A 21157-nucleotide genomic window follows, 5' to 3' on the forward strand; every position below is an offset into this window, starting at 1 on the left:
CGTTGGGCGGGCGATAGCGTTTCTTCTTGCTCCATCTGCGGCAACCAATAGATAAGCGCCATCGTGTTCATCACGCGATGGCGCTCGAGCAGTGCGAAAGGCTGATGTTGTCGCTTAGAGACACCTTTGATGAGGTGCCCCTCAATTGCGATGCAATCAACGACCGAAGAACGTGTCGTTGATATGACCACCTGCCTGAACGCGGGCGCCGCCCGACTGCGCTACCGAGACCGAGCCGCCAACGTCGCTTTGCGCAGCGGCGGTATTGCCTTGCTCTGCCGCGAGCGTTTGCGCGCTGATGCCACGTTGCGACGACGGGGCACCGACGTCAGGACGATAGAACGGCGCGGGACCATAACCGCTCGCGAAAGCGGGTGCGGCGATCGACGCGGATGCAGCGAGAACAAGAGCAGCGATAAACTTCGTCTTCATGATGACCTCCGGTACGTTTTAACTGACTGGGAACCGCGTGGACCGAGTCCTTTGCGGTGAGCTGTGTTGATGTCTTGCAGTGTAGGGATGTCGAGCACTCAGACAAAGAGGCCTTGTCCAACATCACATTTCCTGAAACTCGAACAATTGAGATTCCATGAAAGCAGTACGGATTTCACTTCGCGAGGCATCCGATGGAAGAACGATGGCAATACCAAGTGCGAATCGACGTTACGCCGGAGCTTGCCGAGGCCTTGCGGGCCGGGGCGCTGCATCCGTGCCGTGATGCGATCGAATTGATCCTGCGTCGGTGCAACGCAACGCTCGTGTGCCAATTCGACGCATTCACGGATTACGTTGCGGAGGCCGAACGCGCGGGCCCCGAGCGCTATCCGCTCTATCGATGGACGAAGGAGACGATCGGGAATCCCGAAAAGAAGGCGAAATATTTGAAGTCATTCACCGTCTATGTAGGCGGCGAGCCGGTCTATGAGAGGGATATTGCGGACCAGCTTCATGCGCGGTTGTCGGCTCTTGTCGCTAATGACGGCATCCAACGCGTGCTGAAATTCGATACGAACCCGGCGAATAATCCGCAACCGCCCGCGCAGCAGTGAGCGGCGGATCGACGAGCAGGCCATCACCTGTTCTCAGTTTTCCGCGGAGCGGGCGCGGTCAAACCATTTCGTTGAAGGCCCGCTGGTTTCCGCTTTTCGCTTGGCGCGCGTCAGCACGAGCGGCGGCGGCACCCCATCGTTGCGCGAGCGCGGCGCAGACCATCAGCTGTATTTGATGGAACAGCATGAGCGGCAGCACTGCCGCGCCGACAGCATGGGAGGCGAAGATGACCTTCGCCATTGGGATGCCCGACGCGAGGCTCTTTTTGGAGCCGCAGAAAATGATCGTGACGCGGTCCTCGCGCTCGAAGCCGAGCCACTTGCTCGCCGTCGCCGTAACGATCAGCGCGGCGGCCAGTAAGACGGCGCTCACGACGAGCAATCCGACCAGCGCCGAGACCGGCACGCGATGCCAAAGCCCCTCGTTGATGGCCTCGCTGAACGCCGAGTAGACGACGAGCAGAATCGAGCCTTGATCGACGAAGCGGACGACGCCGCGATTGCGGTCGATCCATCCTCCGAGCACCGGCCGCAGTAATTGTCCGCATACGAACGGCACGAGCAACTGCAGCACGATGTTGCCGACCGTGTGCCACCCGGAGCCCGACGTCGCGTGACTCGAGATCAGTACGCCCGCCAGCGCGGGGGTGATGAAGATGCCGAGCAGGCTCGAGGCCGACGCACTGCAAACCGCTGCGGACACATTTCCTTTCGCCATCGACGTGAACGCGATCGACGATTGCACGGTCGACGGCAGCGTGCAGAGGAACAGGATGCCGCCATACATCGCCGGTGTGACGAGCGGTGAGAGGACCGGCTTGAACGCAAGGCCGAGCAGCGGAAACAGCGCGAAGGTGCTCAGCAGCACGAGACCGTGCAGGCGCCAATTCGTGGCGCCGGACACGATCGCTTCCCGCGGCAGCTTTGCGCCGTGCAAAAAGAAGAGCAGGGCGATGGCGAAGTCGGTCGACCAATCGACTGCCACCGCCGTTTCACCGCGGCACGGCAGCAGGCTCGCGAAAACGACGGTTCCGACAAGGGCCAACGTGAAATTGTCGGGAAGGTACTTGGGGCGGGACACGATGCAGGATTCCGTAACCATTACTTCCGTGCTGCATTGCAGCACACTAAGTAAGAGAATACTACAAAAAGGGTATCGCTGCAGAAGGGCGCTTCGTCGTTGGGCAGCCCGACGTTCGGTCGTCGGCCAATGCACGCCCCCCAATGGGGCTCAATCAGCCTTAGGTCCGGGCGGCGGCCGCGCGTGCTACCCGGCACGCGGCGAGATCCCAGGCGCCGCTGCCGACGGTCTTGAAGACAATCGGCTGATCTTTCCGAACTTCGCCGCCGACGATCGAACCAAGCGAACGGACAGCACTCCAGTCGACTCCCGCTTGCAGCAGATCGCCCGCTTCCTCTTTTGCCGCGGCGAAATCATCGACGAAGACGCGGCTCGCCCGGACCGTTTCGGCGGCGATCTCGGCCGCGTCGGGCGTGAACGCGCCGACACCGATCACGAGGCGGCTCGCTTTCGCGCCATCGGTGTAGACGGGAATCTTGCTCGTCGTAGCCGCAATGACCGTATCGATGTCGTCAGGAATCGGTCCGTCCGCGGACACCTGCGCAAGAGCGGCAACGGCGACGCCTTCGCGCGCCATCTGCTCGCAGAACGCTTGCTCGGACGAGGGCGTGCGGCCCTTGACGAAGATCTTCGCGCCCTGATGCAGCGCGCCGATCGCGGCCGCATGGAAGCGCGCTTGTTGTCCCGTGCCAATGAGAAGGAAGGTGCGCGGAGCCGAAGGATGCAGCAGCTTGACGCCGAGCATCGAGAGCGCCGCCGTCCGGCGTCCCGTGACCGTCGGACCGTCGAGAATGAACTCTGGCTGGCCCGTCGTGGCGTCGCAGACGGTTACCGCCCCGAAGATCGTCGGCATGTCGCGCGCCGCGTTGCGCGGGCAGACACTGACGAGTTTGTGAATGGCGATATCGTGCGCGCTTGCCGGCATCGAGAGAAGCACGCCGCCTTCGTTGAGCGGCAATGCGGTGCGCACGGGCGAGCGGATCTGCCCGGCGTCATGCTCCTGAGCGGCGACGGAGAGCGAATCGACAAGTGCTTCGAAGTCGAGAAGGGCCGCCGTTGCGGTGGCATCGAACGTGAGAAGTGTCGGCATGTTTCAGGTCGCGCGGCGTATGGGGATGGAATCAGGCAGGGCGCTTGATCAGCGAAGGGGGCGGAGCGCCGGCATCGAAGGCCGCGATATGGCCTTCGTCGATGATCCATAACACTTCGGCGTCGTCCTTGCTCGTCGAAACCGCCGCGTGCCCGGTGCGGCTGTCGAAATAAATGCTGTCGCCCGCTTCCAGATGCGTCGGCGCATACAGTTCGGAGTACAGACAAACGCTGCCGCTCAGCACATAGAGAAACTCCTCGCCTTCATGACGCCCCCATTCGGTGAAGTCGTCGAGAGAATGCGCGGTGATCCGTATCCGGAACGGATGCATTGCCTTTTGCGAGAGATCGGTGGCGAGCAGCTCCATGAGATAACAGCCCGCGGCGTGCATTTGCCCGCCGCCCTTGCGCGTCAACGCACGCCGCCCGCTCGCGGCGGGTTTCGGACTCGAGCCGAACAGTTCGCCGAGGTCGATGTTCAGGCCATGGACGATCTTCTGAAGCACGTCGAAAGTCGGCGACATGATGCCGTTTTCGATCTTCGAGAGGGTCGAGCGCGATACGCCGCATACACGGCTCGCGACCTCGAGTGTGTAGTCGTGCCGCAACCGGGCGGCCTTCACTCGCTTGCCAAGCTCGGAGGAGCCCTGCTCAGCTGGCTTCAGGAGAGTTTTTTCCATATGCGGGGATGGATCGCAGTCCTAACGATCGGCATGTCAAGTTTCCTATCATAACAAAGACGGGCGCCGGGAAACCAATGATCCGTCGGGGCGGAGCGCAGCTCCTCGCTTCGAAAGTTTCTTTTGTGAAACGTATGGCGACCGCGGAGAAGCCATAGTTGCTAATGGGTAGGGCCGGCTAGCGATCGGGACGGGCCCGCAGACGTATCGTTTCCGATGTGAAACCCGTTTAATCGAGGCGGATCTTGGTTACTGAGTGGCCACGCAGAGCGTCGGCTTGCCCGCGTCGGCGCACATGCGGAACGTCGTAGGCAGACGTTGTAGCGGTGACGGCACGAGTGTATAGTTCCCCGATGTACTTGAATTTCGTATCGGAAACTTTAAGAGGGATCAAATGAAAGCATCGACCATCCTCTCCGAACTCGGCATCTCCCATCTCGCGGAAGCTGGCGACATCGCCGTGCATTCGCCCATCAACGGCGAGCTCATCGGCCGGGTCGCAAGCAAGACCGTCGCTGAAGTCGATGCAGCGCTCGCAAAAGCGCAGGATGCCTTCAAGGTCTGGCGCAACGTTCCGGCGCCGCGTCGTGGAGAGCTGGTGCGCCTCCTCGGCAACAAGCTGCGTGAGCGCAAGCGTGCGCTCGGCAGCATCATCACCCTCGAGACGGGCAAGATTCTGCAGGAAGGCCTCGGCGAAGTGCAGGAAATGATCGACATCTGCGACTTCGCGGTCGGCCTCTCTCGCCAGCTCTACGGCCTGACGATCGCATCAGAGCGCCCGGGCCATCGCATGGCGGAAACGTGGCATCCGTTGGGCGTCTGCACGGTGATCTCGGCGTTCAATTTCCCGGCGGCCGTATGGTCATGGAACGCCGCGCTGGCTTTGGTGTGCGGCAATGCGGTCATCTGGAAGCCGTCGGAGAAGGCTCCGCTGACGGCACTGGCCGTCGACAGGATTCTGCAGGATGCGCTGAAGGAGTTCGGCGAGGCCCCCGAAGGACTGACGTGCGTCGTCAATGGGGGCCGCGACGTCGGCGCCAAGCTGGTGTCGGACCGGCGTTCGAGCATCGTGAGCGCGACGGGCAGCACGGAGATGGGGCGTGCGGTCGGTGTCGAAGTCGCGCGCCGCTTTGGCCGCTCGATTCTCGAGCTCGGCGGCAACAACGCCGGCATCGTTTCGCAAACGGCAGACATGGAACTGGCGCTGCGCGGCATCCTGTTCTCGGCGGTCGGCACGGCCGGTCAACGCTGTACGAGCCTGCGGCGCCTGTTCGTTCATGAAAGCGTCTACGACAAAGCGGTCGAGCGTCTGAAGACCTTGTACGGCAAGGTCGCGATCGGCAATCCGCTCGAGCAGGGCACGCTGATGGGCCCGCTCATCGACGAATCCGCGTTCAACCGCATGCAGGCGGCTTTGGAGCAGGCAAAGCGCGAAGGCGGCAAGGTGTTCGGCGGTGAGCGGCATGTCGTTGCCGGCAACGAAAACGGCTTCTACGTGCGCCCGGCCATCGTCGAAATGCCGTCGCAGACGGAAATCGTGCTGAAGGAGACCTTTGCGCCGATTCTGTACGTTCTCAAGTACAGCGACTTCAACGAAGCGATCGAAGCGAACAATGCCGCGGCGCATGGGCTCTCGTCCTGCGTGTTCACGACGGACATGCGCGAGAGCGAGCGCTTCCTGTCGGCCTCGGGCAGCGATTGCGGCATCGCGAACGTCAACATCGGCCCGAGCGGCGCGGAAATCGGCGGCGCGTTCGGCGGTGAGAAAGAGACGGGCGGGGGACGCGAGTCGGGCTCGGATGCTTGGAAGGCTTATATGCGCCGCGCCACGAACACGGTCAACTTCTCATCGGCGTTGCCGCTGGCGCAAGGTATCGACTTCAACATCGAATAAGCGCGGGGTCTTCCGGACTTGCCGTTGTGTCCGTCTGCGAAGGGGCATATCGGCACCTCGGTTCGTGAGAGCGCTCTCATGGAGCGCTCGAGCAACTTCTGCAACCAGGAGCAACTCGTGAGTTCTCAAGTCGTTATCGTGGGCGGCGGCGTAATCGGCAGCTCGATCGCTTACTTTCTGCGTGCGTCGGATCCGACGGTGTCCGTGACCGTCATCGAGCGTGATCCGAGCTATGCGAGGTCGTCGTCTGCGCTATCGGCCGCATCGATCCGGCAGCAGTTTTCCACGCCGCTGTCGATTCAGATGTCGCTCTTTGGCATTGACTTCCTCCGTCACATCGGCGAATTGCTCGAGGTGGACGGAAGCCAGCCCTCCATCGACTTGCACGAAGGCGGCTACTTGTTTCTGGCCACGCCGACGGGAGAAAAGACGCTGCGTGAGAACCACGCGCTGCAAAGGCGGCTCGGGGCCGATATCGATCTGCTATCGCAAGACGCGCTAAAGGCAAAGTTCCCCTGGCTCAACGTCGAAGACCTCGCTGCCGGCGCATACGGCGTCAGCGGGGAGGGCTGGTTCGACGGCTATGGCCTGGTTCAGGCGCTGCGCAAAAAAGCGCAATCGCTCGGCGCGCGCTATGTCACAGCGGAGGTGACGGGTCTGGTCCTTGACGGTCGAAAGGTCACCCATGTCGCCGCCGGCAACGGCGAACGGTACTCATGCGACACGCTCGTCAATGCGGCGGGCGCATGGGCGCGCAAGATCTCGGCGATGATGGGCATCGATATCCCCGTCTATGCGCGACGTCGCAGCATTTTCAATGTCTCGTCACCGGTGCGTCTGACGAACAGCCCGTTGTTGATCGACCCGACGGGCGTCTACTTCCGTCCTGAAGGCAAGACTTATATCACCGGTACGTCGCCGAGCGCGGACAACGATCCGGACGATCTGCCGCTGGACGAAGTCGATCACGATCTCTTCGACGAGGTCATTTGGCCGACGCTCGCGCATCGCGTCCCGGAGTTCGAAGCCCTTCGCGTCGAGAACTGCTGGTCCGGGTACTACGAGTACAACGTGTTCGACCATAACGCCATCATCGGTTACCACCCCGACATCGCGAACTGCGTGTTTGCGAACGGATACAGCGGCCACGGCTTGCAGCAAGGCCCCGCGACGGGCCGGGGCGTGAGCGAGTTGATTCTCGATGGAAAGTACACGACGCTCGATCTGTCCTCCCTGAGCTGGGACCGCGTTCTGGAAAATCGTCCCATCGTGGAGAAGAACGTCGTCTAGTTTTGGACGCGCCTCAATTCGACGAGCTGCGGCGCGCAGCATCAGCGAACATGTCCTGCAGCGTGCGCCGCTCTTCGTCCGTCAGTTGCGAGGCGGCCCGCGGCATCGTGAGGACGACGCGCAGCTTCAGTTCGCCACGATTGCCGCTGCTGTCCGAAAGCCCCTGAGTCGGCAGCCGGATCACGCTTCCATGCTGTGCGTTCGGCGCAACCATGATCGACAAGTCGCGCCCGAGCACGTTGGCGTCGAAAGGACCTCCCACTGTTGCCGTGACGAAGTCGATTTCGATGTCCACCGTCAGGTCGAGGCCCTCGCGCTGAACGCCGGCGCCGCAGAGAATCGCGATCGTGAAAATCGCGTCGCCGGGCGGGCCGCCGTGCAAGCCGGGGGCGCCGCCGCCGGTCACGACGAGCCGCTGGCCGTCCCATGCGCCGGGGGGCACCGCGATCGCATCGGATTTCGGCAGCAACTCGATGCCTTTGTTCTGGCAGGCCGCGCACCATAGGCTCGTTCGAATACGGCCACGCCCGGAGCATGCCTCGCACACCGTGCCGTCATGCAGCCGGGCTCGCCCGTCGCACGTCGGGCACGGTTTCGCCATATGCGGCGCGCTCGCGCCGTTGCATTGCCGGCATGTCGCCGTCACTTGATAGCTCGCGGGCACGTCGCCGCCGTTCATGGCGACTTCCAGCGGCACGTAGAGCTGTGTGTGGCGATTCGCCCCACGCACGGGAAGAGGACCACCGGGCGAGGCGAAGCCGCGCCAGGGATCCGAAGCAGGGCGGTCGCGATCGGTGCGCGCGGCGTCTCCGTGTGCGCGGTTTTTTGGCCGCGAGGCGTCTTCGCGAGCGTGGCCCTTCTGCCGTGTCGTCTCGGCAGCGCGGCTGCCCGCGCCATGCGATGCGGACTGCGGCCATTGCGGTGCCTCGCGTTTGCCCGTCAGAATCTCGAACGCCTCCTGGACACGCTTGAAAGCCGGTTCGACAGACGACTCGTCGCCCCTGTTGCGGTCCGGATGGTACTTCGCCCTGAGACGGCGGTAGGCTCGCTTGACCTCGGCAGGCGACGCTGCGCTCGGCAAGCCTAATCGTTCGTAGTACTCATCAAGGCTCAATCGTTGATTCCCATCTTCGTTGCAAAAGCCGCGCGCTTCGTTGGCGCGAGAATATGAGCGCGTTGTTCCTGGGGGGCTGAGTTTCTGGGACGCCCGTGTCACACGGCGGCCGCGTTGGCGCGGGCCGGCGCCGTTGCCAGCCCGCGCCTCAAACGTCTATCGGCGTTTTTGCAGCGAAGCTTGAATTTTTTTCGAGGTTGCGGCACCCACAGCCGTCGAAGTCATCGAGGCGCAGCCTGGCGACCGGCCGAATCAATCGTCGTCGCGATCGTGATGATGATGGTGATGCCATCCGCGATGCCAGCCTCTGTCGTGCCATTCGCGGTCGTCCCAGTATCCGCCTTGATACGGATATCCGTAGACGGGCGCCGGGGCGTAGACGACGGGCGGTGCCTGATACACGACAGGGGGCGGCTCCTCGACGACCGGCCCCGGGACACCGAGGTAGACGCCGATATCAGTATGCGCTTGCGCGCCGACAGAGGCCAATGCGGTGGCTGCCGCGGCGGCAGCCAGGATCACAGCGCGTTTCATGTTTCACCCCACAGCGAGTTTCTTAGGATTTCGTTTTGCCCATCGAGCTTGCGCCGATACTAGCCGCGGCCCGGCGGCCGAGGTGAAACGTCCTCGTCGCTTTTGTAATGGGGTGTAACACCAGAAAGTTATCTGACAAACAGCTTTCAATTCACTCTTTGCCACGTGACTCGATGCACTTTTGCTATCGGCTCATGCTTCATCCGGATTGTCCCGCTATCGCGCAGCGACCTATAGTGCCCGCTATGGGCAGACAAACGGAGACAAAGGAGACATGAATCAAATCGACTTGAATGGTCGCGTGATGGTTGTCACGGGAGGGGCGCGCGGGATCGGCTATGCGATTGCCGAGCGCGCGTTGCGATCGGGCGCCGCAGTCGCTCTTTGGGATATCGATGAGCAAAGGCTCGAGCAAAGCCGGACGCAGCTCGCGGAGCTGGGCACCGTGTCGACGAATGTCGTCGAGCTCACCGACGAGCAATCTGTCTCGGCCGCCACGCAGCGAACCATCGATGTGCACGGTGCCATCCATATCCTGATCAACTGCGCCGGCATCACGGGCGGCAATGGCGCGACGTGGGAGCTCTCTCCCGAGGTCTGGCGCCGCGTCATCGACGTCAATCTCATCGGGCCGTATCTGACGTGCCGGGCCATCGTGCCGCAAATGCTTCGGCAAGGCTACGGACGGATCGTCAATATCGCCTCCGTCGCGGCCAAAGAGGGCAACCCCAACGCATCGCACTACAGCGCGTCGAAGGCCGGGTTGATCGGGTTGACGAAGTCGCTCGGCAAGGAGCTGGCGACCAAGAACATTCTCGTCAATGCGGTGACGCCCGCCGCGGCTCGAACCGAGATTTTCGATTCGATGTCGCAGCAGCACATCGACTACATGCTCTCCAAGATCCCGATGAATCGCTTCCTCCTGCCCGAGGAGGCGGCATCGCTGATCGTCTGGCTGTCATCAGAAGACTGCGCTTTCAGCACAGGCGCCGTATTCGATTTGTCAGGCGGCCGCGCCACATATTGAACCTGAGTGAACCTGAGGGGCCGCCGCCAGCCGGCCCGATCGGTACATGTCTGCCAGCGGAAGGATCAGCGAGGATCCTTTTCGCGAGCGGCATCGAAGCCGGACTTGCGGCGGCGAACGAACAAGAAACATCGAAATAGGAAGCCGGCGAACGAAGCCGGCCGTTTCAGGAGACGATCGATATGCCCGACACGCTTGCTGTTTCCGCCGACGGTGCGGTCAACAAGACGATGCGCCGCCTGCTGCCGTTCCTTTTACTGATGTACGTCCTCGCGTTTCTCGATCGGGCGAACATAGGCTTCGCGCAAAAGGCACTGCAGCAAGACACCGGACTTTCGAACGTCGCATTCGCTTTCGGCGCCGGCGTCTTCTTCGTCGGCTACGCATTGTTCGAGGTGCCGAGCAACTTACTGTTGCATCGCGTCGGCGCACGCATCTGGATGTGCCGCATCATGGTGACCTGGGGGCTCGTTTCCGCCGCGATGGCGGCAGCGAATACGCCTACATCGTTTTATGTGATGCGTTTCGCGCTCGGCGTGGCCGAGGCGGGCTTCTTTCCCGGTGTCATCTATTACCTGACGCATTGGTTTCCGCAGTCCGCCCGCGCACGGGCCGTCGGCGTGTTCTATTTCGGTGCGCCGCTCGCATTCATCTTCGGCAGTCCGCTGTCGGGCCTCTTGCTCGATCTCGACGGGCTCCTCGGTGTGGCCGGCTGGCGCTGGCTCTTTGTCGTCGAGGGTGGGCTCGCATCGATCGTCGGCGTCTGGGCCTTCTGGTTTCTCGATGACAAGCCAGCTCACGCGCGTTGGCTGAGCGCCGACGAGCGCAGCGCGCTGGCACGCGCGATCGAGCACGATGCGCGCGACGCGGCGGCGGACGGTCCGCACAATGTCATGGCGGCACTCATGGATCGGCGCGTGCTCTCCTACGCGCTCATTTATGCGCTCATCCAGATCAGCGTCTACGGCGTCATCTTCTTTCTTCCTCAGCAGGTGGCTTCGTTGCTTGGCAAGAAGGTCGGCCTCGAAGTCGGTCTCGTCACCGCGGTGCCCTGGATTTGCGCGGTCGCCACGACGTGGATCGTGCCGCGGCGCGCCGATCGATCGCATAGCCACCGTGCCTGGGCGATGCGGCTGCTCGTGCTGGCCGGGTTCGGCATTGCGGCTTCAGGCCTGACGCATAGTCCTCTGATTGCGCTGATCGCGCTTTGCTGCGCGGCGAGCGGTTTCATCGCGGCTCAGCCGCTTTTCTGGACGTTCCCCACGCGTCGTTTGGCAGGGGCGGCGGCGGCCGGCGGCATCGCGCTGATCAATTCGCTGGGCAGCCTTGGCGGTTTCGTCGCGCCATCATTGCGCGGCATGGCGGAGCGTGTTTTTGCATCGAGCGCGGCGGGACTGATCGCGCTCGGCGCCGCGAGCATCGCCGCCGCGCTGCTGATCGCGCTCGTCGTTCCCCGCCTGTCGTCACGGGATGCGCTTGCGGCCGGCTCGGTTCCGCGCGCCCGGTAATCGATCGAGACTCTACGAAACAACGGAGCTACCTACATGGCCATGCCAACCATCAAAGCGGTGCGCGCGTTCGTCGTTCGCGGCGGCGGGGCGGACTATCACGATCAATCGGACGGACATTGGATCGACGACCATATCGCGACGCCGATGGCACGCTACCCTGAGTATCGGCAAAGCCGCCGGTCGTTCGGCATCAACGTGCTGGGCACGCTCGTCGTCGAAATCGAGGCCAGCGACGGGACGGTGGGGTTCGCCGTTACGACGGGCGGCGAGATCGGTGCATTCATCGTCGAAAAACATCTTGCGCGCTTTCTCGAAGGCCAGCGCGTGACCGACATCGAGAAGATGTGGGACCAGATGTACTATGCGACGCTTTACTACGGTCGCAAGGGCATCGTGCTCAATACGATCTCCGGCGTCGACCTCGCGCTTTGGGATCTGCTCGGAAAGGTCCGGCAGGAGCCTGTCTATCAACTGCTCGGCGGTCCGGTGCGCGACGAACTCACGTTCTATGCCACGGGCGCGCGCCCCGACCTTGCAAAACAAATGGGGTTCATCGGCGGCAAGCTTCCGCTGCAGCATGGCCCCGCCGAAGGCGAAGACGGGCTCAGAAAGAACATCGAGCAGCTTGCCGAGATGCGCCAGCGCGTCGGTGACGATTTCTGGCTCATGTTCGATTGCTGGATGAGCCTCGATCTGCCCTACGCGACGCGGCTCGCCAAGGCGGCGCACGAGTATGGGCTCAAATGGGTCGAGGAGTGCCTGCCGCCCGACGACTATTGGGGCTACGCGGAACTGCGCCGCAACGTGCCGCGCGGCATGATGGTTTCGACGGGCGAGCACGAGGCGACGCGTTGGGGCTTTCGGATGCTGCTCGAAATGGGCTGCTGCGACTTGATTCAGCCCGACGTCGGCTGGTGCGGCGGCATCACCGAACTCATCAAGATCTCGGCGCTCGCGGATGCCCACAATGTCCTGGTCGTGCCGCACGGTTCATCAGTCTATAGCTATCACTTCGTCGTGACGCGGCATAACTCGCCGTTCGCGGAGTTCCTGATGATGGCGCCGAAAGCCGATCAGGTCGTGCCGATGTTCACGCCGCTCTTGCTCGACGAGCCCGTTCCCGTCAATGGGCGCATGAAGGTGCCGGATACGCCGGGCTTCGGCGTGCGGCTCAATCCCGAATGCGCGCTCGTGCGGCCTTACTCGCATTGACGCGTCGATCACGAAGCATGGCTGAAAGGAGAGACACGTGCTGCTCAAGGACAAAGTTGTGATCGTCACGGGCGGATCGCGCGGCATCGGCCGGGCGATTGCCATCGCATCCGCGCGCGAAGGCGCCGATGTCGCGATCAACTATTGGAGCGATAACGACGCCTCGTACGGACGCCGCTCGGCGATATCGGAAGTGCTCGCGGAAATCGAGAACCTTGGCCGCCGCGCAATCGCTGTCGAAGGCAATGTCGCGGCGCCGCAAACGGGCGTCGATCTCGTGCGGCAGACAGTCGAGGCGTTCGGCAAGGTCGACGTGCTGGCCAGCAACGCGGGCATTTGCCCGTTTCATGCCTTCCTCGACATGCCGCCCTCGGTGCTCGAGCGCACGGTCGGCGTCAATTTGAACGGCGCGTTCTACGTGACGCAAGCCGCGGCGCGCCAGATGAAAGAGCAGGGAACGGGTGGCGCGATCGTGGCGACGAGCTCGATCAGCGCACTTGTCGGCGGCGGCATGCAGGCGCACTACACGCCGACGAAAGCCGGCGTCCACTCGCTGATGCAGTCGTGCGCGATCGCATTGGGACCCTACGGCATTCGCTGCAATTCGGTCATGCCGGGCACGATCGCGACCGATCTCAATGCCGACGACCTCGCCGACGAAAGCAAGCGCGCCTACTTCGAAAAGCGGATTCCGCTCGGCAGGCTCGGCGCCCCCGAGGACGTAGCCGAGTGCGTTGTCTTTCTGGCGTCGGATCGTGCCCGCTATGTGACGGGTGCCGCGCTGCTCGTCGATGGCGGGCTTTTCGTCAATCTTCAATAGATTGGCAGCGAGGACGAGACATGACGGCCGGACGTCGCATGATCGGTGGCGAGCGGTTGCGAGAAGCGGCGCAACAGCCCCACAAAATGCTCGGCCGGCTCCGCGAGCGGCTCTTCCTTGCGTGTGAGAATGCCGAATCCCGGCAAGCTCTTGCCGATTTCCAGTGGCAAAGGCACGAGCAGCTTGCCGCGCACGTGATCGCGCACGACGGATTCGGGCAGCATCGCAATAGCGTCGTATTTCTCGAGCAATTGCAGCGTGGCAAAGATCGACGCGCACTCGGTCAGATTAACGGGCGTCGCAAGCCCCGCGCGCGCAAGTTCCTCTTCGAACAGCACGCGGGCGGGACTCGTGACAGGCTGCGCGACCCAGGGCCAGTCCATGAGCTCGCGCAAGGTGATGCTCGCGGTGCCGGCGAGCGGATGCCGCGTCCGCACGATGAGCATCAGCGTTTCGCGCGCGAGCGGCTCGAAGTCGAAATCATTGTGTTGCAGCGGGGTGGTCAAGCGGCCGAGCGCGAGGTCGACTTCGCGGCGATGCAGCAGCTGCACGACCTGATCGCTCGTTTCGCCGAGCACGCGGACGTTGAGCAGCGGGCGCTCGGTCTTCAGCGTCGCGACGGCCGTGGCGAGCAGGTCGGGGGCGGCACCCATGATGGCGCCGACGGTGAGCTGACCGTGCCCGCCCTTGCGCTTCACGTCGAGGTCTTCCGCGAAGCGCGTGAGTTCGGCAAGCGCGCGGCGCGCGTAGGCCAACGTGACGACGCCGAGCGCCGTCGGCTGCATGCCGCGCGCGTTGCGCTCGAAAAGACGGAATCCGAAGGCTTCTTCGATATCGCTGAGCATGCGGCTCGCGCTCGGCTGCGCGACGTTGATCGTTTCGGCGGCTTGATGAACGTTGCGTGCGTCGTCGAGCGCGACGAGGAGTGCTAGATGTTTGAACTTGAGCCGGTTGACGAGTGCAACAGTGGCGGCCTGACGGTTCATGGTCTCGTGGGCTCCTGCGATTCGGTTTGTCGATCGCCCGATCCCAACTACGGATTGGTTTGCTATCGATGCACGGATTATAGTCGCAGCAAAGTCCCGCCAAGCAGCGGGAAAACGATAACGATGGAGACATAGGAGTAACGCGTCATGCAAGTCGTCGATCCGCATGTCCACTTCTGGGATCTCGATAGCCACCGTTACCCGTGGCTCGACAATCCCGGCACGTCGTTCGTGGGGGACGCGAGCCGTCTCAAGCATAACTATCTGCCTGCCGACTTCCTCGCCGATTCGGGCGACATCGACGTGTTGAAGGTGGTGCACGTCGAAGCGAATCACGATCCGGCCGATCCAGTGGAAGAGACGCGTTGGCTGCAGTCGCTGGCGGATGCCGGTCAGCAGCGAGGCAATGCAAAGCACCGTCTTCCCGAGGCCATCGTGGCGGCGGCCGACCTATCGGCCCCCGACGCGGCGGACACGCTCGCGGCGCATGCCGTTTTCGCCAACATGCGAGGGATCCGGCAAATTCTGAACGTCCATCCGAATCCGCTCTACAGCTACGTTCAGCGTCGCTATCTGCGCGATGAAACTTGGCGCGCGAACTTCGCGCTGCTCGAGCGATTCGCGCTGTCATTCGACATGCAGCTCTATCCGTCGCAGATGGAAGAGGCGGCGGCGCTCGCCCGCGCGCATCCGGGCATTCAAATCATCGTCAATCACGCGGGCATGTTCGTCGATCGGCATAGCGTCGCCGGTTATCGCGAGTGGCGCGACGGGCTCCGTGCGCTCGCCGCGTTGCCGAACGTCACGGTCAAAATCAGCGGGCTTGCCATGTTCGATCACAGGTGGACGATCGAGAGCTTCAGGCCATACGTATTGCAGACGATCGATACGTTCGGCGTCGAGCGCGCAATGTTCGCGTCGAACTTTCCGGTCGACAGGCTCTTCGGTTCCTATTCCGATCTTTGGCATGCGTATGCGGAGATCGTGAGCGGAGCCAGCGACGACGAGAAGGCGGCGCTTTTTCGGACGAACGCGGAACGTATTTACAGAATGTGATCGGCGGGCGCGGCGGTTCGCGTCGTTCGCCGACGATGAAGGAGACGAGCTTGGAGACGAAGACGGAGGGCGCACGTGTGCCACGCCTCGATTTGCGCCACGCGCGCAAATCGTTCGGCCGTGTGCTTGCGCTCGCGGAGGGCAACCTGACGCTTTGGCCGGGCGAGGTCCATGCGCTGCTGGGCGAAAATGGCGCGGGCAAATCGACGCTCGTCAAAATCCTGGCGGGTGTTCACCAGCCCGATAGTGGAACGCTGCTCATCGACGGCATCGAACGGCATTTTTTCTCGCCGGCCCAGGCCCGCGATGCGGGAATCGCGGTGATCTATCAAGAGCCGACGCTGTTCTTCGATCTCTCGATCGCCGAAAACATCTATATGGGTCGTCAGCCTGTCGATCGCCTTGGGCGCATCGAATACGGCACGATGTGCCGCGAAGTCGATGCGTTGCTCGTCTCGCTCGGCGTCGAGTTGCGAGCCGAGCAGCCCGTGCGGGGTCTCTCGATCGCCGATCAGCAGGTGATCGAAATCGCAAAGGCGCTTTCGCTCAACGCGAACGTGCTGATCATGGACGAGCCGACAGCGGCGCTCTCGCTGCCCGAGGTCGAACGGCTCTTCGCCATCGTGCGCAAGCTGCGCGAGCGCGGCGTCGCGATTCTCTTCATCACGCATCGTCTGGAGGAGGTCTTTGCGCTCGCGCAGCACGTCACGATCATGCGGGACGGTGCAAAGGTTTCCGACGCACCCGTGAGCGAGCTGAACACGGCAACGATCGTCGCGAAGATGGTCGGCCGCGATTTGGAGACGTTCTATCCCAAAGCGGACGTGCAGCCCGGCGAAGTGTTGCTCTCCGTGCGCGGGCTCACGCGTACCGGCGTTTTTCACGATATTTCGTTCGATGTTCGCGCTGGCGAGATCGTTGCGCTCGCGGGGCTCGTCGGCGCGGGACGCAGCGAGGTGGCGCGCGCGATCTTCGGCATCGATCCAAGCGACAGCGGACACGTGCATATCGCGGGCAAGCGGCTCGCGATGGGGCAACCGGCCGCATCGATCCGTGCCGGCCTCGCGCTCGTCCCCGAAGATCGCCGGCAACAGGGCCTGGCGCTCGAGCTCAGCATCGCACGCAATGCGTCGATGACGGTCCTCGGCCGGCTGACTCGCTTCGGACTCCTATCGACCGCGCGCGAAGTCGCGCTCGCCAAAAGATGGGGCAAGCAATTGCAACTGAAGGCGAGCGATTTGCTCGCGCCCGTCGGCACATTGTCGGGTGGCAATCAGCAAAAAGTCGTGCTCGGCAAGTGGCTGGCCACGGGCCCGAAGGTATTGATCATCGATGAGCCGACGCGCGGCATCGACGTCGGCGCAAAGGCGGAAGTGTACGGCACGCTCGCGGGCCTCGTGCGCGAGGGCCTCGCGGTGCTGATGATCTCGAGCGAATTGCCCGAAGTGATCGGCATGGCCGATCGCGTTCTCGTCATGCACGAGGGAAAAATCAGCGCCGAGCTTTCGCGCGCCGACGCGACGGAGGAGCGAATCATGGCGGCGGCGCTCGGGCAATCGAACATTCATCTTGGGCACGCGGCATGATGCGCCATTCAACCACTCACGACGCCGAGACTTTGCGGCACCAGAAGGCCGACGCAGCCGGCCGTCGCGACGGCAGCCGGCGCTTCGTCGAGAAGCTTTTGCAGAGCAGGGAAAGCACACTGTTTGTCGTTTTGCTGTTGCTGATCGGCACAACGGCCCTCGCCGAGCCGCAGTTTCTCAATCTGCAGAACTTGCGGGACGTCCTCCTCAACGTTTCGATCATCAGCCTGCTGACGGCCGGAATGACGATCGTCATCCTGATGCGCCATATCGATCTTTCGATCGGGTCGACGGTCGGCATCAGCGCTTATGCGGTCGGCAGTCTTTATGTGACGTTCCCTCAGATGCCCGTCGTCGTGGCGTTGGCTTCGGGCATCGCGATCGGGCTCGTTGCCGGCGCGATCAACGGGTTGCTCGTCGCAGTCGGCCGCGTGCCATCGCTCGTCGCGACGTTGTCCACGCTCTACATATTCCGGGGGGCGGACTATGCGTGGGTGCACGGCGGTCAGATCAACGCGACAAGCCTGCCCGAAGCGTTTTCCCGCCTTGCGACAGGCTCCGTGTTCGGCGTACCGACGCTCGTCCTCATCGCCGCCGCGCTGCTTGTTGCGCTCTCGGTTTATCTGAAACAGTTTCGCCCCGGCCGCGAGCACTACGCGATTGGATCGAACCTCGAAGCGGCTCGGCTCGCGGGGATCGACGTCGAGCGGCGCGTGATGGCGGGCTTTCTGATTTCCGGCGCGATAGCCGGTCTTGCCGGCGCGCTCTGGCTCGCGCGTTTCGGCACCGTCGAGGCGGGAACGGCCAAGGGCATCGAGCTCCAAGTCGTCGCGGCGGCCGTCGTCGGCAGCGTGGCGATCACGGGCGGCGTCGGCACGATTCTCGGTGCCACGCTCGGCGCGCTCGTGCTCGGCGTGATCAGCATTGCGCTCGTGGTGCTGCATGTCTCGCCGTTTTGGGAACAGGCGATCGAAGGCGCGCTCATCGTCGCGGCGATCGCAACCGATACGTTGCTTGCCCGCTCGGTGGCCAAGCGCATGATGAGGAAACGCGAACATGGCTAAGCCCGATTCGGCGGCGCGCACGCGCACGTCCGGCATCCCGTTGCAGTGGGAGGCGCTGCTCGTCGTCATCCTGCTCGCATCGCTCATTCTCGGGCGCGTACTGTCGCCCGTTTTTCTGAGTTCGGCCAATCTCGCCAACGCGCTTGCCGAGCTCACCGAGATTGCGCTGATGGCGTTGCCGATGACGCTCATCATCGTCGCGGCCGAGATCGATCTTTCCGTGGCGTCCGTCCTCGGTGCCTCTAGCGCCTTGATGGGCGTGCTCTGGCATGCGGGATTGCCGATGCCTGTCGTCATGCTGCTCGTGCTCCTGGCCGGCGCGTTGGCCGGGCTTCTCAATGGGCTTATCGTCGTGAAGCTCGAGCTGCCTTCGCTTGCTGTGACGATCGGCACGCTAGCGCTTTTTCGCGGCGTTGCGTACGTGCTGCTTGGCGATCAGGCCGTGGCCGATTTTCCGCCCGGCTATACGCTCTTCGGCATGAACACGCTCGGCTCCACGTTCATTCCTTTGCCGTTCACGATCGTCATCGTGGCGGCCGTGGCCTTCACGGTGCTGCTTCAGGCAACGGCGTTCGGGCGGAGTCTCTATGCGATCGGAGCCAATGCGTCGGCAGCCGCTTTTTCGGGAATCGAAGTCGGCAAGATCAAGCTGCGCCTCTTCGTGCTGTCGGGAGCGATGAGCGCGCTCGCCGGCATCCTCTACACGCTGCGCTTTACGAGCGCGCGCGGCGATAACGGCGAAGGCTTCGAGCTGTCCGTCATCGCGGCGGTGCTGTTCGGCGGAGTCAGCATCTTCGGCGGCCGCGGCTCGATGTACGGCGTGATGCTGTCGTTGCTGATCGTCGGCGTGCTGAAGAACGCGCTGACGCTCGTCGACGTATCGAGCGAAACGCTCACGATCGTCACCGGTGCGCTGCTGCTCGCCTCGGTGCTGATTCCGAATCTGGCCGCCCGGTGGCGCGCGGGGCGGGACAAGCGGCTCGTTGCCGAGTGATGCGTGAAGCATCGCCGGCGACGGGCATTCGATGAAAGCGGGTCTTCATCATCGTGCAGTTCGATTGTGTGGCAATGACTCGGACGCGCGTCCGATTATTCGAAGAGGAGACGATTCATGTTGAAGCTATCAGGTCGTGCCGCATCCGCGGTGCTTTGTGCGATGCTTTTGGCGATCGGCACGACGGCATCCGCGGCCAGCATCAAGGAAGGGCTCAAGATTGCTTTCGTTCCGAAGCAGATCAACAATCCCTATGAAGTCATCGCCGACAACGGAGGAATGGAGGCTATCAAGGAGTTCAAGGGCGATGGCAAGGTCGTGGGCCCTTCGGATGCGGGTGCGTCGTCGCAAGTTTCGTACATCAACACACTCACCACGCAACGACAGAATGCGATCGTCATTGCCGCCAACGATGCGAACGCTCTCGTTCCTTACCTGAAGAGAGCGATGGCGCAAGGCATCAAGGTGGTGACGTTCGATTCCGATACGGCGCCGACGGGTCGACAACTGTTCGTCAACCAGGCTAATGCCGAGAGCATCGGCCGCGGGCAGATTCAGCTCGTTTCGAAACTGATGGGCGGCGAGGGTGAATTCGCGATTCTGTCCGCAACGCCGAATGCGACGAATCAGAACACCTGGATCAAGTGGATGCAGGAGGAGCTCAAGAAGCCCGAGTACTCGAAGATGAAGCTCGTGAAGATCGCCTACGGCAACGACGACGATCAGAAGTCCTTCGTCGAGACCCAGGGCTTGCTGCAAGCGTATCCGAATCTGAAGGCGATCGTCGCGCCGACCTCGGTGGGCATTGCCGCCGCCGCCCGCTATATCGCTTCGTCGCCCTACAAAGGCAAGGTGGCGGTGACGGGGCTCGGTACGCCGAATCAAATGCGCGCGTTCGTGAAGGACGGCACCGTCAAGGCGTTCCAGCTCTGGGATCCGGGCCAGCTCGGCTACCTCGCTGCTTATGCCGCGGCAAATCTCGCTTCGGGCGCGATCACGGGCAAGGAAGGCGAATCGTTCGATGCGGGCAAGCTCGGCAAGCGGACCATCGGCAAGGACGGCGAAATCATCCTGGGGCCGCCGACGACGTTCGACGCGTCGAATATCGACAATTTCAATTTCTAAGTCGCGGGGCAACGCCTGGGGCATTGCCATCCGTTTGCGATGGCGAGCGCCGGGCGTTCGGTGTTATCGTGGCGCCCTATACTGATTGGCAAATTCGGGATTGGTTGGCGACGATCGGTTCGGTCGAATCAATGTAACGGGGTGCTGATGATCAAAGAAGAGGCGACACCACTTGTCGTTGACCTTGCCAAAGGGCTCGTTTCTCTGGTCCGGGATGTTGCTCCGGACTGGCGAAAGGCATTTTTACGAATTTGTGTGCGTGATGCTGTATCGGAGGCGAAAGCTTCGTACGTGCATGAGAGGGGCGTCGACATTGTCGATGTCTTAAAGCACAAGGACTTTTTTCACGCTGTGACGGCGCAAGGCCGAGCGCTATTGGCCATTCTCGATAAGCCCGAAGGCCTTTTCTTGCTCGTCGTCGACTCTGCTCTTGATTATGAAATCAAGTTCGAGCACAAGGACATGAGCAAATGGGCGATTAGCAAGATGCGCGGCGGGACCGGCGTTCCAGCGGGTCTTGATCAATAGGGGACAGTCGGTCCTCCTCGACTGCGCCAACGGCAGTCACTTGCCAGCGCCTGTTACCCGCGCACAGCTCAGCACGAGCGTGTCGCCAGACTTTGCTTCAGGAGCCAGCGCGGCGGTATGAAGCTCGGCATTTCCGCAGCGCCATTCGGCGAGGAAATCAGGGCGGCACTGTTTCATAGGCTCGCTCCCTAACCGATCCCCCAATTCGTAAGAACACGTTTCGTTCCCGTTGCATCGGCGCGTGAGGTCACGGCTTGCGTTGCCGCGTGGCAGGCCACAATTCGAGCCATAGGTGCCGGACAACACCTCGATGCTTTGCGCAGCCGGAGCATTCGAGCCGTCCGCCGTGGCGGCGATGCCCCACATGGCGAACAAGCCAAATAGTGCAGAGATGACGGACGGCGGCAATCTGAACGCGGTCGCGGATATCGTGCCCATTCGACCTCCATGCATCGAGATATGACTCCGACACAAAGAAGGATAGACATCCGTGCCGGGTGCAGCAATCAACCGCGAA

At 62.5% G+C, this 21157-nt stretch carries 20 protein-coding genes and 1 pseudogene; 13 read left to right on the forward strand and 8 right to left on the reverse strand.

Going from position 1 to position 21157, the window contains the following annotated elements; genetic code table 11:
* Nucleotides 1-156 precede the first annotated feature (156 nt).
* Nucleotides 157-432, reverse strand: coding sequence for a hypothetical protein (locus AB4Y31_RS24645; RefSeq protein ID WP_368676271.1), 276 nt, complete (start codon nucleotides 430-432; stop codon nucleotides 157-159).
* 194 nt (nucleotides 433-626) lie between these two features.
* Here AB4Y31_RS24645 and AB4Y31_RS24650 point away from each other — a divergent pair, with 194 nt between their 5' ends.
* Nucleotides 627-1049 (forward strand): hypothetical protein, encoded by a 423-nt coding sequence (locus tag AB4Y31_RS24650; RefSeq protein ID WP_368676272.1) that lies wholly within the window; start codon nucleotides 627-629, stop codon nucleotides 1047-1049.
* 127 nt (nucleotides 1050-1176) lie between these two features.
* Here AB4Y31_RS24650 and AB4Y31_RS24655 read toward each other — a convergent pair.
* The 3 genes and pseudogenes from AB4Y31_RS24655 to AB4Y31_RS24665 form a co-directional block, all read right to left on the reverse strand.
* A pseudogene (locus AB4Y31_RS24655) lies at nucleotides 1177-2130 on the reverse strand (bile acid:sodium symporter family protein); the annotation flags it as partial.
* A 160-nt stretch (nucleotides 2131-2290) separates the two neighbouring features.
* Nucleotides 2291-3220, reverse strand: coding sequence for a bifunctional Delta(1)-pyrroline-2-carboxylate/Delta(1)-piperideine-2-carboxylate reductase (gene lhpI / locus AB4Y31_RS24660; RefSeq protein WP_368676273.1), 930 nt, complete (start codon nucleotides 3218-3220; stop codon nucleotides 2291-2293).
* 31 nt (nucleotides 3221-3251) lie between these two features.
* Nucleotides 3252-3899, reverse strand: a complete 648-nt coding sequence (locus AB4Y31_RS24665; protein WP_018439231.1) for a helix-turn-helix domain-containing protein — start codon at nucleotides 3897-3899, stop codon at nucleotides 3252-3254.
* Nucleotides 3900-4293: 394 nt separating this feature from the next.
* On the opposite strand from AB4Y31_RS24665, the gene AB4Y31_RS24670 reads away from it, so the two are divergent.
* Both AB4Y31_RS24670 and AB4Y31_RS24675 read left to right on the forward strand, forming a co-directional pair.
* Complete coding sequence (locus AB4Y31_RS24670) at nucleotides 4294-5793, forward strand: aldehyde dehydrogenase family protein (RefSeq protein WP_368676274.1); 1500 nt, start codon at nucleotides 4294-4296, stop codon at nucleotides 5791-5793.
* A gap of 117 nt (nucleotides 5794-5910) precedes the next feature.
* Nucleotides 5911-7083 (forward strand): NAD(P)/FAD-dependent oxidoreductase, encoded by a 1173-nt coding sequence (locus AB4Y31_RS24675; RefSeq protein ID WP_368676275.1) that lies wholly within the window; start codon nucleotides 5911-5913, stop codon nucleotides 7081-7083.
* A gap of 13 nt (nucleotides 7084-7096) precedes the next feature.
* Here the strand turns inward: AB4Y31_RS24675 and AB4Y31_RS24680 are convergent, their stop codons facing one another.
* Both AB4Y31_RS24680 and AB4Y31_RS24685 read right to left on the reverse strand, forming a co-directional pair.
* Nucleotides 7097-8197, reverse strand: coding sequence for a DnaJ C-terminal domain-containing protein (locus AB4Y31_RS24680; protein ID WP_368676276.1), 1101 nt, complete (start codon nucleotides 8195-8197; stop codon nucleotides 7097-7099).
* 252 nt (nucleotides 8198-8449) lie between these two features.
* Nucleotides 8450-8731, reverse strand: a complete 282-nt coding sequence (locus AB4Y31_RS24685) for a hypothetical protein (RefSeq protein WP_368676277.1) — start codon at nucleotides 8729-8731, stop codon at nucleotides 8450-8452.
* A 274-nt stretch (nucleotides 8732-9005) separates the two neighbouring features.
* Between AB4Y31_RS24685 and AB4Y31_RS24690 the strand changes: the two genes are divergently transcribed.
* The 4 genes from AB4Y31_RS24690 to AB4Y31_RS24705 all read left to right on the forward strand — a co-directional run bounded on the left by AB4Y31_RS24690 (nucleotide 9006) and on the right by AB4Y31_RS24705 (nucleotide 13301).
* A complete protein-coding gene (locus AB4Y31_RS24690; protein WP_368676278.1) occupies nucleotides 9006-9758 on the forward strand; it encodes an SDR family NAD(P)-dependent oxidoreductase in 753 nt (250 codons plus the stop codon).
* A 182-nt stretch (nucleotides 9759-9940) separates the two neighbouring features.
* A complete protein-coding gene (locus tag AB4Y31_RS24695; protein WP_368676279.1) occupies nucleotides 9941-11266 on the forward strand; it encodes an MFS transporter in 1326 nt (441 codons plus the stop codon).
* Between the two features lie 36 nt (nucleotides 11267-11302).
* Nucleotides 11303-12481, forward strand: a complete 1179-nt coding sequence (rhmD, locus tag AB4Y31_RS24700; protein ID WP_368676280.1) for an L-rhamnonate dehydratase — start codon at nucleotides 11303-11305, stop codon at nucleotides 12479-12481.
* Nucleotides 12482-12518: 37 nt separating this feature from the next.
* The gene (locus AB4Y31_RS24705; RefSeq protein ID WP_018439239.1) at nucleotides 12519-13301 is read left to right on the forward strand and encodes an SDR family NAD(P)-dependent oxidoreductase; all 783 of its coding nucleotides are present in this window, start codon (nucleotides 12519-12521) and stop codon (nucleotides 13299-13301) included.
* Here AB4Y31_RS24705 and AB4Y31_RS24710 read toward each other — a convergent pair.
* A complete protein-coding gene (locus AB4Y31_RS24710; protein WP_368676281.1) occupies nucleotides 13295-14287 on the reverse strand; it encodes a LysR family transcriptional regulator in 993 nt (330 codons plus the stop codon). The two genes, AB4Y31_RS24705 and AB4Y31_RS24710, sit on opposite strands and share 7 nt — an antisense overlap.
* 147 nt (nucleotides 14288-14434) lie before the next feature.
* Here AB4Y31_RS24710 and AB4Y31_RS24715 point away from each other — a divergent pair, with 147 nt between their 5' ends.
* The 6 genes from AB4Y31_RS24715 (at nucleotide 14435) to AB4Y31_RS24740 (ending at nucleotide 20640) form a co-directional block, all read left to right on the forward strand.
* Nucleotides 14435-15343 (forward strand): amidohydrolase, encoded by a 909-nt coding sequence (locus AB4Y31_RS24715; protein WP_368676282.1) that lies wholly within the window; start codon nucleotides 14435-14437, stop codon nucleotides 15341-15343.
* A gap of 35 nt (nucleotides 15344-15378) precedes the next feature.
* Complete coding sequence (locus tag AB4Y31_RS24720; RefSeq protein WP_368676283.1) at nucleotides 15379-16929, forward strand: sugar ABC transporter ATP-binding protein; 1551 nt, start codon at nucleotides 15379-15381, stop codon at nucleotides 16927-16929.
* Entirely contained in the window at nucleotides 16926-17993 is a 1068-nt protein-coding gene (locus AB4Y31_RS24725; protein ID WP_368676284.1) for an ABC transporter permease, read from the forward strand. The genes AB4Y31_RS24720 and AB4Y31_RS24725 overlap by 4 nt, the downstream gene beginning before the upstream one ends.
* Nucleotides 17986-18987, forward strand: a complete 1002-nt coding sequence (locus AB4Y31_RS24730) for an ABC transporter permease (protein ID WP_368676285.1) — start codon at nucleotides 17986-17988, stop codon at nucleotides 18985-18987. Before AB4Y31_RS24725 ends, AB4Y31_RS24730 begins: the two co-directional genes overlap by 8 nt.
* Before the next feature lie 117 nt (nucleotides 18988-19104).
* Nucleotides 19105-20112: a rhamnose ABC transporter substrate-binding protein gene (rhaS, locus tag AB4Y31_RS24735; protein ID WP_368676286.1), complete on the forward strand. Its 1008-nt coding sequence runs from the start codon at nucleotides 19105-19107 to the stop codon at nucleotides 20110-20112.
* A gap of 147 nt (nucleotides 20113-20259) precedes the next feature.
* Nucleotides 20260-20640, forward strand: coding sequence for a hypothetical protein (locus AB4Y31_RS24740; RefSeq protein WP_107153344.1), 381 nt, complete (start codon nucleotides 20260-20262; stop codon nucleotides 20638-20640).
* 36 nt (nucleotides 20641-20676) lie between these two features.
* Here AB4Y31_RS24740 and AB4Y31_RS24745 read toward each other — a convergent pair whose 3' ends face one another.
* The gene (locus AB4Y31_RS24745; RefSeq protein WP_368676287.1) at nucleotides 20677-21078 is read right to left on the reverse strand and encodes a hypothetical protein; all 402 of its coding nucleotides are present in this window, start codon (nucleotides 21076-21078) and stop codon (nucleotides 20677-20679) included.
* Between the last annotated feature and the right edge of the window lie 79 nt (nucleotides 21079-21157).

Origin of the sequence: Trinickia sp. EG282A (assembly GCF_040965455.1) — a bacterium.
In the GTDB taxonomy this organism is placed as follows: Bacteria; Pseudomonadota; Gammaproteobacteria; order Burkholderiales; family Burkholderiaceae; genus Trinickia; species Trinickia symbiotica.

What these genes read in the sequence shown, in the direction of transcription:
- AB4Y31_RS24645 (WP_368676271.1), bottom strand. Translation starts at nt 432, where the DNA reads ATGAAGACGAAGTTTATCGCTGCTCTTGTTCTCGCTGCATCCGCGTCG.
- AB4Y31_RS24650 (WP_368676272.1), top strand. Translation starts at nt 627, where the DNA reads ATGGAAGAACGATGGCAATACCAAGTGCGAATCGACGTTACGCCGGAG.
- lhpI (WP_368676273.1), bottom strand. Translation starts at nt 3,220, where the DNA reads ATGCCGACACTTCTCACGTTCGATGCCACCGCAACGGCGGCCCTTCTC.
- AB4Y31_RS24665 (WP_018439231.1), bottom strand. Translation starts at nt 3,899, where the DNA reads ATGGAAAAAACTCTCCTGAAGCCAGCTGAGCAGGGCTCCTCCGAGCTT.
- AB4Y31_RS24670 (WP_368676274.1), top strand. Translation starts at nt 4,294, where the DNA reads ATGAAAGCATCGACCATCCTCTCCGAACTCGGCATCTCCCATCTCGCG.
- AB4Y31_RS24685 (WP_368676277.1), bottom strand. Translation starts at nt 8,731, where the DNA reads ATGAAACGCGCTGTGATCCTGGCTGCCGCCGCGGCAGCCACCGCATTG.
- AB4Y31_RS24690 (WP_368676278.1), top strand. Translation starts at nt 9,006, where the DNA reads ATGAATCAAATCGACTTGAATGGTCGCGTGATGGTTGTCACGGGAGGG.
- AB4Y31_RS24695 (WP_368676279.1), top strand. Translation starts at nt 9,941, where the DNA reads ATGCCCGACACGCTTGCTGTTTCCGCCGACGGTGCGGTCAACAAGACG.
- rhmD (WP_368676280.1), top strand. Translation starts at nt 11,303, where the DNA reads ATGGCCATGCCAACCATCAAAGCGGTGCGCGCGTTCGTCGTTCGCGGC.
- AB4Y31_RS24710 (WP_368676281.1), bottom strand. Translation starts at nt 14,287, where the DNA reads ATGAACCGTCAGGCCGCCACTGTTGCACTCGTCAACCGGCTCAAGTTC.
- AB4Y31_RS24715 (WP_368676282.1), top strand. Translation starts at nt 14,435, where the DNA reads ATGCAAGTCGTCGATCCGCATGTCCACTTCTGGGATCTCGATAGCCAC.
- AB4Y31_RS24720 (WP_368676283.1), top strand. Translation starts at nt 15,379, where the DNA reads ATGAAGGAGACGAGCTTGGAGACGAAGACGGAGGGCGCACGTGTGCCA.
- AB4Y31_RS24725 (WP_368676284.1), top strand. Translation starts at nt 16,926, where the DNA reads ATGATGCGCCATTCAACCACTCACGACGCCGAGACTTTGCGGCACCAG.
- AB4Y31_RS24730 (WP_368676285.1), top strand. Translation starts at nt 17,986, where the DNA reads ATGGCTAAGCCCGATTCGGCGGCGCGCACGCGCACGTCCGGCATCCCG.
- rhaS (WP_368676286.1), top strand. Translation starts at nt 19,105, where the DNA reads ATGTTGAAGCTATCAGGTCGTGCCGCATCCGCGGTGCTTTGTGCGATG.
- AB4Y31_RS24740 (WP_107153344.1), top strand. Translation starts at nt 20,260, where the DNA reads ATGATCAAAGAAGAGGCGACACCACTTGTCGTTGACCTTGCCAAAGGG.
- AB4Y31_RS24745 (WP_368676287.1), bottom strand. Translation starts at nt 21,078, where the DNA reads ATGGGCACGATATCCGCGACCGCGTTCAGATTGCCGCCGTCCGTCATC.